Origin of the sequence: Bacteroides sp. 90-K9/2 (assembly GCF_047310725.1) — a bacterium.
In the GTDB taxonomy this organism is placed as follows: Bacteria; Bacteroidota; Bacteroidia; order Bacteroidales; family Bacteroidaceae; genus Bacteroides; species Bacteroides vicugnae.
In genome coordinates, this window is sequence record NZ_JBCGVL010000004.1 from 96,480 (window position 1) to 110,482 (window position 14,003).

Sequence of the window (14,003 nt, forward strand, 5' to 3'; positions counted from 1 at the left end):
TTCTACTTTTATATCCATTCATATAAAGTCCTCCCTGTATGTTGAATGTCCGGCACCGAGGAGGACATCGTTCGGCACCGGGAAACTATAGTTTCGGCACCGAGGAAACAACCGTTCGGCACCGAGAAACTTTTTTATTGATAGTCGGGGTTCTGTACCAGTACTCCTTTAGACTTGTCAATCTCTGTTTGAGGCAATGGCAGTAATGCGTTTTTGTCCTGATAATTTGTTTTACCGGCTGCGTGCAACACTTCCTTTGCAATACCCCAGCGAACAAGATCGTAGAAACGGTCGAATTCCATTCCCAGTTCCACACGGCGTTCGTGGCGGATGGCATCACGCAATTCTCCCTGGTCGGTGGTCGTCACTTTAGGCAATATATTGGTATTGGAACCTCTGGCACGTGCGCGGACCTGTTCCAAATAGTCGATTGCTTCACCCGGGATTCCTTTTTCGTTGGCCGCTTCAGCTCCCATCAATAATACATCTGCGTAGCGGATCAAACGAATGTTTACCCAGAAGCCCTTGTTGGTATATTCTTTACGCAAAGCCGGATCGGTATATGCTTTCTTATTGAAGTAAGCCCCTATTGCCGGGGAAACCGGAGATTCGCCATAAGGCTCATTGGTGTTTTCCGGAGTGATAGGATCGCTGTCCGAGTGGCGGAAGTAGAGTAGGGTCGCGTTTTTACGTGGGTCACCCTGCTCGTAAGCTTGTGCCATATTTTCTGTTGCCATGTGCCATCCCCAGCCCAAGTCCCATTGACCTGCTCCGCGCACACCCTGCACTTCACAAAACTGGCTACCGATAACGGTACTTTGAGGAAGGGCGGCAGTGGCTGTACATTGAAGTTCGAATATAGAACCGCCGTTGTTTTCACCGTCATCCGTGAAAATCTCGTTATACGGAGTTTTCAGGTTATAGAGTCCCTTGCTGATGACATCGGTGGAGGCTGTGTACATATTGTCCCAATCGTTGCGCATCATATAAGTACGTGCGTGTAAGGAACGGGCAGCTCCCCAAGTCAGTCGTCCGGTGTATTCGGTACTCCAAGTTTCCGGCAATGATTCTTCTGCTGTTTTCAGGTCCTTGTCAATCAGCTCATAGATTTTATCAGTGGTTGTCTTCGGGATATTGGCTTCCGATGCATCGTTGATTTTATAAGTCACCAAGGGGACTTCACCGAAAGCTCTTACCAAGTTGAAGTAGCAATAAGCACGGAAGAAAGAAGCCTCTCCCTTATTGATAATATCTTCAGCTTCTGTCTGTCCGGCTGTTTCTTTTTCTGCAATGGCGTCAAGAATGTCATTACATTGGTAGATGATGGCATAATTCTGCCCCCAATAAGCTCCTAGCAGACCGTTGGTCGGCGTATACACGAAATCGTCATACATCTCGGCTACATCAGAACCATCGCTGGCGATACTTCCCTTTTCCGAATCTTCCGAACGGAAACAGTGGATGGCAAAAGCGGGAGGTCCGGCAGTGACATTATAGTTACGCATCATCGTATAGACATTATAAATCTTACCGTTGACCAGTGCGTTCGGATTATCATCTTCCGTGAACTGTCCTTGTGGACTGCGATCCAGAAAGTCGCTACAACTGCCTAGCGATAGTGTGGCTGCAGCGATAAAAATTGAGTATATATATTTATCTAGTTTCATACAATTATAGTTTTAAAGATTAAAGTTATATTCCGCATGAGAAAACTTGCCCGTGACACTCTGCCGTTAAAAAGTCAGGTTGATACCGAAGGTGTAGACTGCCGGTACGGGATAGCTGCCGTCATCTACTCCAAATGCGGTGGCGGTTCCTCCAAGTTCGGGAGTATATCCGGTGTTATGTTTCCACGTCTTCAGGTTCTGTATGTTGACATAGACTTTCAGAGCTTGCAGGCGTATTTTGGCAAGTAAGCTTTTGTCAAATGCATATGCTAACTGTACGTTGCGGATACGGAAGAACTTGCCGTCCTCAATGTAATATTCAGAGTTCAGGTTGTTGATGGAATGTTTGGTGTTCAGTAACGGTTGGGAGTTGGAGGTACCTTCTCCGTGCCAACGATCCATGCGTTGTTCCAGATAGTTGAATTGGGCGAAGTTGTAGTTGTCCCATGTACGGAAAATCTGGTTCCCGCCTTGTCCCATCATGTCGATGCCTAACGACCAATTCTTGTAGTTTACTCCGAGGGAAAAACCATAAGTCACCTTTGGGGTAGGGTTACCTATCATGGTACGGTCCTCCGGGGTGATTTCTCCGTCACCGTTCACATCAGCGAATTTTAAGTCACCGGGTGTCACGGTAGCCAACGTGTTTTTAGGTGATGCGTCAATATCTGCTTGCGACTGATAAACGCCCGCCACCTTATAACCATAGAAATATCCGATAGGATAACCTGCCATTGTGTAACTTTGCTGTTTATCTCCGGCAATGATGGAATATCCTTCCTGAACAAGGCTTTTGACCTCATTCTTGATGGTAGTCAGGTTGGCACTGACGGAATATCCCCAATCACCGATCTGATCGCGCCAGGTTACTGCCATCTCCACTCCTTTATTCTGAATCTCTCCCAAGTTGCCGATGCCGGGGATTGTTCCGGAAATTCCGGGAACCTCGGCTAACAAATCTTTGGTGTTCTTCTTGTAGTAAACACCCTCGAAATGTAAGCGGTTGCGGAGCAAGTTCGTTTCAAATCCAGCTTCCCATGCTTCTACTTTTTCCCAACGGAGGTTAGGATTAGGCAGATAAGCAAGCTGGTATCCGGGATAAATGATGGACGGTTTGCCGAATACGGCGGAATAAGCATTGGTCAATAACGGTTCGGCAGGATAGGCCTTGTCCAGATTCTGGTTTCCTAATGTACCGTAAGATGCTTTGATTTTCAACATATCCAGCCATTTGATATCTTTCATGAATTCTTCTTCAGACATCAGCCAACCTCCACCCAGTGAGAAGAAGTTCTGCCATTCATTGCCTGTATAGGAGAAAGCGGAAGAACCATCCCGGCGGAAAGAACCGTTGAATAGATATTTACCTTTATAGTTGTAGATGACACGTGCAAGCATAGATACTGTGCTGCGTTCCCATTGGGTACTTCCATTGGTTGCGGTAGCCGCATCACCGATGCTGACAAACCATTTGTCCGGATCGCCCGGAATGACTAAGCCTACTCCCTGTTTGCGTGCTCCGTCCAATCGGCTCAACGAATTGTAGTAAGTAGTAAAACCGGCGGTAGCTGTCAGGTTATGGTTGCCGTTGTCGAAGCTGTTGGTGTATGTCAGCAGGTAGTCACTCTGCACTTTCGTTTCATTCTCTTTGAACTGGCTGACCTCGGTCTTTCCTGTTCCCAAAGTAGAAACACCTCCGTTGACAGTGGCATCATATACTTTCACAATCGGCGTATACGTACGCCCGTTGTTCGATGCATAGTCCATGGAGAACATAGCCTTGAAAGTGAAATGTTTCAGGAAGTCTACCTCACCGTAAATGTTACCGGATGCCCGGTAGTTCTCTGCTTTGGTAGTATTCGCTTTCAATTCGACGTCTACCATCGGATTGTTGATCTGCGCTTTCTGGAATTCGGGCAGAGCCGTATATAATCCATATTCTTCGTTATATACCGGAGCGATAGGAGCCGAACGAAGAGCGTTCAATACCTGTTTGGAATCTGCAGGAAGCATACGTGCTCCGTTAAACTGGAATCCGACTTTCAAAAAGTCTGTAATCTTATAATCATTACTGGCATTGATGGTCACCTTGCTGAATTTCTCATGCTCGATGTTTCCTTGTTCGTAAGAGTAGCCTACGCCCAGATAGAAACTATGTTTGGGGGAAGCTCCTGTAATACTGATGTTGTTGTTGGTAATGAAGGCCGTTTGGAAAATCTCGTCTTGCCAGTCTGTATTGGCATCCCAACCGCTATAATCGAATGGATTATCTCCTTGATTGGCAAGCTGTTCGCTATATAGCTCCTTGAATTGTGGGCCGTTCACCAGTTTCACTTTGTCCACCACTTTCTTGAAACCGAAAGAAGTGTTGATATTCACCAGTGTCTGTCCTTCTTTGGCTTTCTTTGTGGTGATTATGATCACACCGTTCGCACCGCGAACACCGAAAATAGCCAGAGATGACGGGTCTTTCAGAATCTCCATAGATTCAATATCCTCCGGATTCAGAAAATTAATGTTGTCGTTGAATAGCCCGTCGACAATGTACAGCGGTTTATATCCGTTGATGGAGTTTGTTCCGCGAATACGTATTTCCGGATCAGATCCGGCCCGGCCGGAGTTGACAATCTGCACACCTGCTACCTTTCCCTGCAGGGAAGACAGCGGATTCATAGCCGGTTTGTTGGCTATTTCTTCTCCTTTGACGTTGGTGATGGAACCTGTCAAGTCTCTTTTCTTTGCACTACCGTATCCGATAACGACTGTTTCGGCTAGCACTTGTGAGTCTTCTTTCAAAGTGACATTGATTACATTCTGTGCCCCCACTTTAACAGTCTGTGAAGTCATTCCCACGTATGAAAATGCCAGCACGTCCTCCGGTGTGACAGAGATTGAATATTTACCGTCCATATCCGTGATGGTTCCGGTGGAAGTTCCTTGTACGAGTACCGATGCACCGATCAATGGTTCATTGGCAGCATCCGTCACTGTTCCTGTCACCGTCTTTGTCTGTGCAAAGACCGATGTGGAGGTCAATAGCAGGCAAAAAAGCGTCATGATGCTCCTTGACCTGATGGCTTTTTTCTGAAGATGTTGTAAAAGTCTAGTCCTCATTGCATTAAATTTTTCCATTTGTTATTATTTAGGTTGAAGTCTTTTTTCTGCCGTCTTTTGGCGAGAGTAACAAAGGAAACAAACGAAATTCAAAAAAGATTTGGGAAAAAAGAGAGGATGCTTGTTTTTAACACAAAAGGGTGAGGAGACTGTTGAAAAAGTTCAGACATGAACCGGTGTGGTTCATGCCTTTCCTGTTTTAAAACATTTGTTCCGCAGTGGTCATACATTGAATGACGTCTTCTTTGCTGCCATTGAAAGGACCTGATTTCTCTATTTTTAATGTAGACATGGCGGCTGCAAAACGACCGGCTTCTTCGATGCCGGCACCTGATACCCGTTGATATAAATAGCCGATGGTATACGTGTCTCCACATCCCGTTGCGTCTACCACTTCTCTGGGCTTATAAGCCGGAATACGATAGAAGTCTTTTCCGTTGAAGATAAGTGAGCCCATGCCGCCTAATGTGACTAATACTTCTTTCACTCCCCATTCATATAATTGGCGGGCAGCTTCATGCGGGTCGGAAAGACCGGTCAGTACTTCCATTTCATGCTCGTTGACTTTGAGGAAATGAATATATTGCAAGGCTTCTCTCTTATCTGTCCAGTCCACCGGATAGACGTGGGTGTCACGCACTTCACGTAAATAGCCTTGTGAGTCTACTGCAATCAACCCTTTTTGAGATAGTTCTTTGATTACTTCCAATGAGAAGTCGTCAGCCAGCAGAGAGCCGAGATGGTAGATTTGCGCATCTATCTCTTTCAACTGACTGGCTGTGAACGGATCGGCTTTCGCTAATACCCGTTGGGTACGGTCGTCCGGATTGGCTCCATAGATGTTCTCGAAGTATACGGAGTGTTTGCTCGGTAAGGCAGTTACGTTAATACCCACTTTGCGCAGCTGCTCTACAACTTTCATTTCAGTGGCACCTACTGCCGTTACCAGCGCATAATCGATATCATTAAAATGGCGGATGGCATGTGAGCAATAAAAAGCTGTTCCTCCCGGCATGTAGACAGTGTTTTGAGGAGTGACTACTTTGTCTAATGTGATGTGACCGATGCAGCAAAGTTGATGTTTATTCATGTCTAACCAATTAAAAAGCCTCCAAGATAGTATCTTGAAGGCTTATAGTTTATTTTTGGTGCGGATGATAGGACTCGAACCTACACGCCTCACGGCACCAGATCCTAAGTCTGGCGCGGCTACCAATTACGCCACATCCGCATGTGTAGCTTTTTTGTTTAGCGGTGCAAAGATAGGAAGATTTTCTGATTTGGCAAATAATTCGACAATAAAGTTATTCACTTAAGATTTCGAATGCTTTTTCAATCAGAGTGTCTTTGTGCTTAAGTTGATCTGATTCAGACATATTGATGGCAATGTCCGGCTCAATACCTTCTTCCAAGGGTTGCTTGTTTTTGTCGAAATGCGGACTGGCGGAGAAACGGACGCTCCATCCATTAGGTAATTCCGATGAGAAGGGAAGTCCCGAACCACCTCCGGTCCAGTCACCTAACTGGATGATTCTTTTCTCTTCGTTGTCCTTGTTTAAGCTGCGCATCGCATTCACAAAATCATTGGTGGCACTATAACAACGACGATTGGTCAGAATGATTACTTTCTTCTGCCACCGGATGCTGTTGGATGGTTCCAGATAGATCGGCTCCATCTTGGAGAAATCATTATGTCCCGGTCCGGTTTTGTGCTGTATATATCCGGTAAGTGTTTTCTCGTTGGTAAACCGGGCGGCAATGCGGGTGGAGTTGGTCAGGTTTCCGCCTCCGTTATCACGTACATCGATGATTAATCCGTTGCAGGTGGCCAGGTAGAGGAGAACTTCATCCAAGTTGCCATCGCCCACTCCGGAACTGAAACTTTCATAACGAATATATCCTATATTATTATCGAATATTTTATACTTTAAACCGGCGGATGTATAGTATCCTGTGCTGGCACTGCCCAGATAAGTTTGATAGAGAATATCTTCCCGGTAGTTCCAGTCGTAACCCTGATACCATTCATCGTAGAAAGAAGTACGTTTGGCAGAGGATAGATTGACATGTCCGTCTTTTAAAATGTATAGCATCTGGCTTAGGATGTCGAACAGGTCGTCATTAGACATTGTCGGAATAATCAGTGGGCTATATTTGTCGTGAACGGCATCCCAGTCAATACCTTTTGCTTCCAGAAAACAATACTGTTCGTCGATGATCTTCCATAGTTGTTCGAAGTTTCCTACAGGATCATTGGCGTAGTCTTCTTCTCCGATGCAACCGGTCAATACCGGAAGACAGCAGAGCAGCCAAAGCATTTGTCTAATCTTATTTCTCATTCTTAATTGATCTCACTTGAAGTTTCAACATTAAATTTTGTTCTCTTAGTAGGCTCTGACCGATGAAGGCAAAGCTGTTCCTTTTTTGTTTCGGATACGGTATAGGTCTTTCACAAATCCTACCATGAATACGTGCGAGTAGGTATGTGTCTTGATATTGTTTACATTGGATTGTTGCAAATCAGCCAGATAGCTGAATCGCATTTTTGTATATCCTATCGGTAAGTCGACCGAGAGCATCTGCCGCAGTGAAGGCTGGTTGTGCAGGGAGGTGAACTTTATCACTCCACTCGAATTTCTCAAAGAGAATATCTCGTAGTAAGATTGTCCGTAGTGCGGTGAGAACATTACTCCCATCACCGGTAGATTGACTTGATAGCGTAATACCATCGGGTACCGTTTGATTTTCAAATGCCAGATAGCCATTCCGGAGGCATCCAAATTGACGTATGCCCGTGCGGATGCCGGATTGTTGGTGTTCCGGAGATTATAGACAAAGCCTCCGTTGGCATCTATCAATCCTCCGGCTAATAATTTGAAATTCTCCGTCAGTCGAAACTGGTAGTGTAATCCGTAATTCCAGTTGACTAATCCGGAGAAGGTGTTATTGTTATCGGCACGGTTATGGGTATAACCGATGTCTGCCTGAAAGAAATTCTGCACAGACACATTTCCATCGAATAACTTGGTCATCCGAATCGTCTCGCGGGAAATACGGAAGTCAATTCCTTTGTATTCCTGCGGTGAAAGATAGGTGTCGAATACGTTGGTAAATCCTACACCGTACATGGTGGCACGTGTTACATACCGATGGGTTTGCAGACTGTCAATCTGCGCTTGTAATCTGGTGCAAAGGGCGAACAGGATGCATCCTGTCAGCCCCAGATATATTAGTTTTTTCTTCATCAGAATAATTTCATCTGCCCGGTGATCTCATCAATAATATCGCCTTCGCTCTTATCACTGTCCGGGTCCAGATTTTCCGGTTCCTCTTCCGGGCTTTCCTGCTGCTCTTGTTCAGGTTCGGGGAAGCGGGTCGGTTCAAGTTCGTTGATCGTATCCACGGTATAGGTCGTGATGCGTTTTCCTTTGGCTTTGAATCCTTTGACAGCTATGAATTCATCTGCATCGATATCCAACGGATCACGGAAGCTGTCGTGTCCGCCAAATATAACTTCCAGACGCGGATAGTACTCATCGGTCAGCAAGATGAGACGGTTATTCTTATTCTCTCCCAGATAGTTCTGTTTGCGGTTGGAGGCCTCGAAGCAGAAGCGTTTCAGGTACGGGTAATTCTGTTGATCGGCATCATAAAGTGCAGCGGTCCATACCTTATGGGGATCGAATTTCTCAACGATGCTCACATTGTCTTCGTAGTGATTGCTCAAATCGAAGTTGGTGGTGTAGAAATCACCATTGTTCAGTACAACCAGAATGGAGTCGTCACTTTGGAATTCTCCCAGATATTCGCCTCGTCCGTCATAGTTGAGACGGAGTATGTCACGGTCAAACCAGACTTTACGTCCACCGAGAGTAGAGCCGCCTTTTTGTTTCAGGGATATTTTGTGTACCGGCAAGCGAGTGAGAATTACACCCCGTGCCTGGCGTCCCTTGATACTGACTTCGCTGAAGTCATGTTCGAAGATAATACGGCGTACACGTGGGTTCGGCTTCAATGTCACCTTGATGATTTCGGCTTCTCCGTTCGGGTTGGCGCTGAAATAGGTGATCCGTGAATCAGGAGTTCCCTGTGTTACATCATATTCACGGTCGCGGACCACGGAAGTTACGGCGAAGCGTTTTACGTAGGTCGTTCCTTCTTTTCCGTCACGGTAGGCTACGTTGTAGATCGTGCGTTTATCGTTCTTCTTGAATACATTGACATAAAGAACGTTCTTACCGACAAATTTTTTATCTGCAACAGGAGTAACAATGTACTTGCCATCACGGAAGAAGACAATCACATCGTCAATATCCGAACAACAGGCCACGAATTCATCTTTCTTTAATGCCGTTCCGATAAATCCTTCTTCACGGTTGATATAGAGTTTTTCGTTAGCTTCTACTACTTTGGCTGCTTCGATGGTGTCGAAGTTCCGCAATTCCGTGCGGCGCGGGAAATTCTTGCCGTATTTGTTTTTCAACATCTGATACCAGTTGACGGTATAATCCACGATATGGGCCAGATGGTTATCAATCTCGGCAATTTCCTCTTTCATCTTGGCGATCAGTTCATCCGCCTTGTCCGAGTTGAATTTCAGGATACGTCCCATTTTGATTTCCATCAACTTGAGAATATCTTCTTTTGTAACTTCACGGATAAATGTCGGATAGTAGGGTGTCAAGCGTTCGTCGATATGTGCACAGGCTGCATCCATGTCTTTGGATTGCTCAAACTCTTTATCCTTATAGATGCGTTCTTCGATAAATATCTTTTCGAGAGAAGAGAAATGCAGGGATTCCAGTATTTCTCCTTTCTTGATTTCCAGCTCCTGCTTCAGCAAATCCATCGTATTGTCTGCCGACTTTTTCAGGACTTTGCTCACAGTAAGGAAATGTGGCTTACTGTCATCGATAATACAACAGTTGGGCGAGATACTTACTTCACAGTCTGTGAAAGCGTAGAGAGCATCAATCGTTTTATCCGATGAGGTGCCGGGTGCGAGGTGCACCAATATTTCTACGTTGGCAGCCGTGTTGTCGTCTACCTTACGAATTTTGATCTTTCCTTTATCAACAGCTTTCAGGATAGAGTCGATCACTGTCGAAGTCGTCTTTCCGTATGGAATTTCTGTGATAGCAAGCGTTTTATTATCAATCTTGTTGATCTTGGCACGTACTTTCACGGCTCCGCCACGCTCTCCGTCGTTGTATTTGGCTACATCGATAGAACCTCCCGTCTGGAAATCAGGATATAGTTGGAATTCCTCTCCGCGTAAATAGCTGATAGAGGCATCACAAAGTTCGTTGAAATTGTGCGGCAAGATCTTGGAAGAGAGTCCCACGGCGATACCTTCCACTCCCTGTGCTAATAATAACGGGAATTTCACAGGAAGAGTGACCGGTTCCTTGTTTCGTCCGTCATAAGAAAGTTTCCATTCGGTGGTTTTGGGATTGAAGACAACATCCAGCGCAAACTTGGACAAGCGTGCTTCGATATAACGGGGAGCAGCTGCGCCGTCTCCGGTGAGGATATTACCCCAGTTACCCTGACAATCGATCAACAGGTCTTTCTGTCCCAACTGTACCAGGGCATCCCCGATAGAAGCATCACCGTGAGGGTGGAACTGCATGGTGTGCCCCACAATATTAGCCACTTTGTTATACCGTCCGTCGTCCAGACGTTTCATTGAATGTAAAATACGTCGTTGCACAGGCTTCAAACCGTCATTGATATGAGGCACGGCACGTTCCAGTATAACGTATGAAGCATAGTCCAGAAACCAATTCTGGTACATGCCTGTTAACTGATGCTTTACGTTTTCGTCCCGCGTGTCCGCCGGTTTGTAGTCTGAATGTCCTTCCGTTATCTCGTTGATTTCGTCACTCATATATCAATCTTCGCTTTGCTTTAACAACAAATTATCTTCCTGAACATCAAAAAAGGGGATGTCCACGCAAAAATACGAAATAAATTCATATGAGGACGAAAAGAACTCACGTTTTTTATGATACTGACAGTTCTGTTAATCCTTTGATTTCACATTCCATACCAATAAAGCAAAAAAGACGGAGAGTAATGCGGCTCCGATCCAAAAAATATTGATATAAGAAAAGTCATAGATTTCTTTGCCATCGACAATGCTTTTATGCCCTCCTATGAGAATACCGCTCATAATATCCTGTATACCTGCCCCGATGTAACTGGCAATACCTACGATTCCTAATGCTGCACCTGAAGCGTTCCGGGGAGCAATGTCAACTGCCATCAATCCGCCCAAGAAACAGAGGAGTACTCCGATCGCAGTACCGAACAGTACCATGGATAACGCGTCTACCCAAAAGTGGACACCCGGAACTAATAGAAACAGACAAAGTGCCATTACATTCATCAGACCGAAGATGAGTGCAGGAGCATTTCTGCGCCCACTGAAAAACTTGTCGGAGATGACACCGGAAAACATTGTACCGATAATTCCACAAACCGAACCGATAGAAATGATAAAACTGGCGTCCAGTGTAGAATATCCTTTCTGGGTTTCCAGATAGAAGACTCCCCAGCTGTTTACGGCATAGCGGCTGACGTACATCAATGCACTCGAAATGGCAAGTATCCAAATTGCGGGCATCATTAGAGCTTGCCGTTGTGCCTTGTTGAAATCGGCAGCATCACCTGTTTCACTTTGCATTTGTGGATGATTGACGGCAGGCAGCCCTTCACTTTCCGGAGAATCATGAAAGAATCTCCAGACGATTAATGCCCCGATTATTCCGATACTTCCGGCTCCAATGAAACCGTATCTCCATCCTAAAGCACTGACAATGGAGGCGACAATAATGAAAGTCATTGCTTCCCCGATGTTGTGGCTTGCCGACCAGAAGCCATAGAACGATCCCCGTTTCTTATTTTCAAACCAACGGGATAATCCGACTACGCAAGAAGCAGCCCCCATTGACTGAAACCATCCGCTGATTCCCCATAATATGGCGAATAGAATGAAAGAGTGGGTGAATCCTAGGCATAAGTTTGCCAGGGCTGTAATTAGCAGTCCGGTGGACATGAAACGCCTGATATTGCTGCGGTCTGCCAGAAATCCGTTAGTGAATTTTCCGATAGCATAGGTGAAAAATAACACTGCTCCGATAATACCGAGCTCTGTTTCTGAAAAGATTCCTTCTTCAACAATCGGTTTCTTTACTACATTCAGGCTTAGCCGACAGACATAATAAATACCATATCCGGCTGTGGCGGAAAGAAAGGTAGCCCACTGCAATCTTTTAAGTTTTTTCTTGTCTTTTTTAAGAGGAGTCGCAGGAGTGCTGATGTGATAAAATTTGATAAGTTGTTTTAACATGGTGGTAGGATTTGATAGCCTAGTGAAAGGCGATAGTAATGGGAAGGTGTATCGATTATCTTCCGATACACCTTCTGATGAAGAAATAAATAAAGAGTTAGTTAGTAGCTTAGTCCATCTTCCCAACCCGGATTTTGGGTTAGAATGCCTTGTGTAAGTACGCGCTGGTCAGCAGGGATAGGCCATAAGTAGTCTCTTTCCTCTTTCCAGTCTTTGCCATAAGTAACTTTGGGGAATCCGATAATATAACCGGATGTTCCGTTGGAGAGATAGATATCCTTATCCAGTTTCTTTTTATTATCACATTGGGAGGTCGCTGTGGTTTCGTAGATTTCCAGATCAGGCTTCCCGTCACCATCCATATCGTATGTTCCTACTCCGGGAACATAAATACCGTAGTAAGGTACGTAATGATTGAACATTTGTTTACCTTCTTTCCAACGGAATAAATCCCATTGTCTCAACCCTTCCATTACTAGTTCAATTGTACGTTCGCGACGGATTTCGAGAATGACGCCCTTATTCGCTCCCTGCTCAACATTCGGATAGCAAGCTGCCAGATAAGGATCAGGGTTACTGTTGGCATCCGTAAGATTCAGATCCGGCATTTTAGCCCGTTCTCGAATTTTATTGATAGAGATATCCAGGTCTTCTTGTTTGAGTGTTCCCAGTTCGGCTTTGGCTTCGGCATAATTCAGGTAGACTTCCGCTGCTCGCATCAAAGGCCAATCGGAGGTACTTTTAGCGGCTCCGTCATGATCTTTGGTACCTACAAATTTGATAGGTCTGTAGCCGCAATAAGCAGTTAAGTCATTGGCGGTCACGGTTGTTTCTCCTTTTTGGATATAGTTCGGACAAAGTACGGTTTGTTGCAGGCGTGGATCGCGGTTTTTCACCTCGTCTGTGTAAAACATTGTTTCATATCCTTGTTTATCAGTGAAACGTGTTCCGTTCGCCATCAGGTAGTGATTCATAAACCGGCGGGTAAATCCCATTTGCAGGTTAGCGATGCTGAATTGTACGGAGTGTGATAATTGCAAACCTTCGAAGTTATAAGCTCTTGCCAGTACGACTTCTGTGGTTTTGGCGTTGTCGGCACAGAACATATCTCTGTAAGGTTCCGTTCCTTCTTTATACAGGCTGAAGCCGCTTTCGTCAATAAACTGCCGGGCAGTGCTTGCTGCAATTTCCAGGTATTTCTCATAATTATCCAGTCCATGGTATTTCCGATAAGTCCCTTCATAAAGTGCAGCTTGACTGGCAAATGCCAATGCCGCCCATTTAGTGACTCTTGTGTTCCGAGTTTCTGTGCTTTTGGTCGGCAAACTGGTAGCGGCATCTTGGAAATCTTTGAGTACTTGATTCATCACAAACTCGCGGGAATCCCTGGCTTTGACTAATAATTCCTGATCTTCCGAACCCAGCACTTGATCGTACCAGGGTACATCTCCATAACGGCGTACCTTTACGAAATAGAAATAAGCTCTGAAGAATTGGGCCACTCCATTATATTGATTGCGGGCGGTTTCATCATCACAGTTGGAAGAATGTTGCAGGAAGTAATTAATGTGGCGGAGTTTGGTCCATGACCATCCGGTTTCGCTGGCAGCCGAACGGGTTCCTTCAATTACCTGTCCCATGCCTTTGTCGATCATATCATCTGCATTTGTACCGGCTGAAGCATCTGGCTCGTCCAGCAAGGTATAAAATTGATTGGTCCATAATTCCAGATCGGATTTGTTTTGAAAGTAATTCTCTGGTGTCACTGCATTTTCCGGTAGGAGTGTCAGGTCACAGCTATTGAATAGGGCTACGACCATTCCCAGAATTATTATTTTGTTGATAGCTTTCATACTATATCTGATTAG

Annotated in this window: 8 protein-coding genes and 1 tRNA gene; all 9 read right to left on the minus strand. The window is 45.2% G+C overall.

Features of this window, described 5'->3' with window-relative positions; genetic code table 11:
• Window positions 1-134: 134 nt before the first annotated feature.
• Entirely contained in the window at window positions 135-1,667 is a 1,533-nt protein-coding gene (locus AAHJ11_RS11635; RefSeq protein ID WP_234132597.1) for a RagB/SusD family nutrient uptake outer membrane protein, read from the minus strand.
• Window positions 1,668-1,733: 66 nt separating this feature from the next.
• Window positions 1,734-4,799, minus strand: coding sequence for a SusC/RagA family TonB-linked outer membrane protein (locus AAHJ11_RS11640; RefSeq protein ID WP_148364068.1), 3,066 nt, complete (start codon window positions 4,797-4,799; stop codon window positions 1,734-1,736).
• A 181-nt stretch (window positions 4,800-4,980) separates the two neighbouring features.
• Window positions 4,981-5,871, minus strand: coding sequence for a carbohydrate kinase family protein (locus AAHJ11_RS11645; protein ID WP_234132594.1), 891 nt, complete (start codon window positions 5,869-5,871; stop codon window positions 4,981-4,983).
• Window positions 5,872-5,927: 56 nt separating this feature from the next.
• Window positions 5,928-6,012: transfer RNA gene (locus AAHJ11_RS11650), tRNA-Leu, on the minus strand.
• 73 nt (window positions 6,013-6,085) lie between these two features.
• Window positions 6,086-7,120, minus strand: coding sequence for a S41 family peptidase (locus AAHJ11_RS11655; protein WP_008649432.1), 1,035 nt, complete (start codon window positions 7,118-7,120; stop codon window positions 6,086-6,088).
• A gap of 45 nt (window positions 7,121-7,165) precedes the next feature.
• The gene (locus AAHJ11_RS11660; RefSeq protein WP_413579555.1) at window positions 7,166-8,026 is read right to left on the minus strand and encodes a DUF3316 domain-containing protein; all 861 of its coding nucleotides are present in this window, start codon (window positions 8,024-8,026) and stop codon (window positions 7,166-7,168) included.
• On the minus strand, window positions 8,026-10,671 hold the full coding sequence (locus AAHJ11_RS11665) for a DNA gyrase/topoisomerase IV subunit A (RefSeq protein ID WP_195648833.1): 2,646 nt from the start codon (window positions 10,669-10,671) through the stop codon (window positions 8,026-8,028). Before AAHJ11_RS11665 ends, AAHJ11_RS11660 begins: the two co-directional genes overlap by 1 nt.
• Before the next feature lie 135 nt (window positions 10,672-10,806).
• Window positions 10,807-12,135 carry an MFS transporter gene (locus tag AAHJ11_RS11670; protein ID WP_008998021.1) on the minus strand — a complete coding sequence of 443 codons (1,329 nt, stop codon included), beginning with the start codon at window positions 12,133-12,135 and terminating at the stop codon, window positions 10,807-10,809.
• A 101-nt stretch (window positions 12,136-12,236) separates the two neighbouring features.
• A complete protein-coding gene (locus tag AAHJ11_RS11675) occupies window positions 12,237-13,988 on the minus strand; it encodes a RagB/SusD family nutrient uptake outer membrane protein (RefSeq protein ID WP_413579556.1) in 1,752 nt (583 codons plus the stop codon).
• Window positions 13,989-14,003: the final 15 nt, after the last annotated feature.

What these genes read in the sequence shown, in the direction of transcription:
- AAHJ11_RS11635 (WP_234132597.1), bottom strand. Translation starts at nt 1,667, where the DNA reads ATGAAACTAGATAAATATATATACTCAATTTTTATCGCTGCAGCCACA.
- AAHJ11_RS11640 (WP_148364068.1), bottom strand. Translation starts at nt 4,799, where the DNA reads ATGGAAAAATTTAATGCAATGAGGACTAGACTTTTACAACATCTTCAG.
- AAHJ11_RS11645 (WP_234132594.1), bottom strand. Translation starts at nt 5,871, where the DNA reads ATGAATAAACATCAACTTTGCTGCATCGGTCACATCACATTAGACAAA.
- AAHJ11_RS11655 (WP_008649432.1), bottom strand. Translation starts at nt 7,120, where the DNA reads ATGAGAAATAAGATTAGACAAATGCTTTGGCTGCTCTGCTGTCTTCCG.
- AAHJ11_RS11660 (WP_413579555.1), bottom strand. Translation starts at nt 8,026, where the DNA reads ATGAAGAAAAAACTAATATATCTGGGGCTGACAGGATGCATCCTGTTC.
- AAHJ11_RS11665 (WP_195648833.1), bottom strand. Translation starts at nt 10,671, where the DNA reads ATGAGTGACGAAATCAACGAGATAACGGAAGGACATTCAGACTACAAA.
- AAHJ11_RS11670 (WP_008998021.1), bottom strand. Translation starts at nt 12,135, where the DNA reads ATGTTAAAACAACTTATCAAATTTTATCACATCAGCACTCCTGCGACT.
- AAHJ11_RS11675 (WP_413579556.1), bottom strand. Translation starts at nt 13,988, where the DNA reads ATGAAAGCTATCAACAAAATAATAATTCTGGGAATGGTCGTAGCCCTA.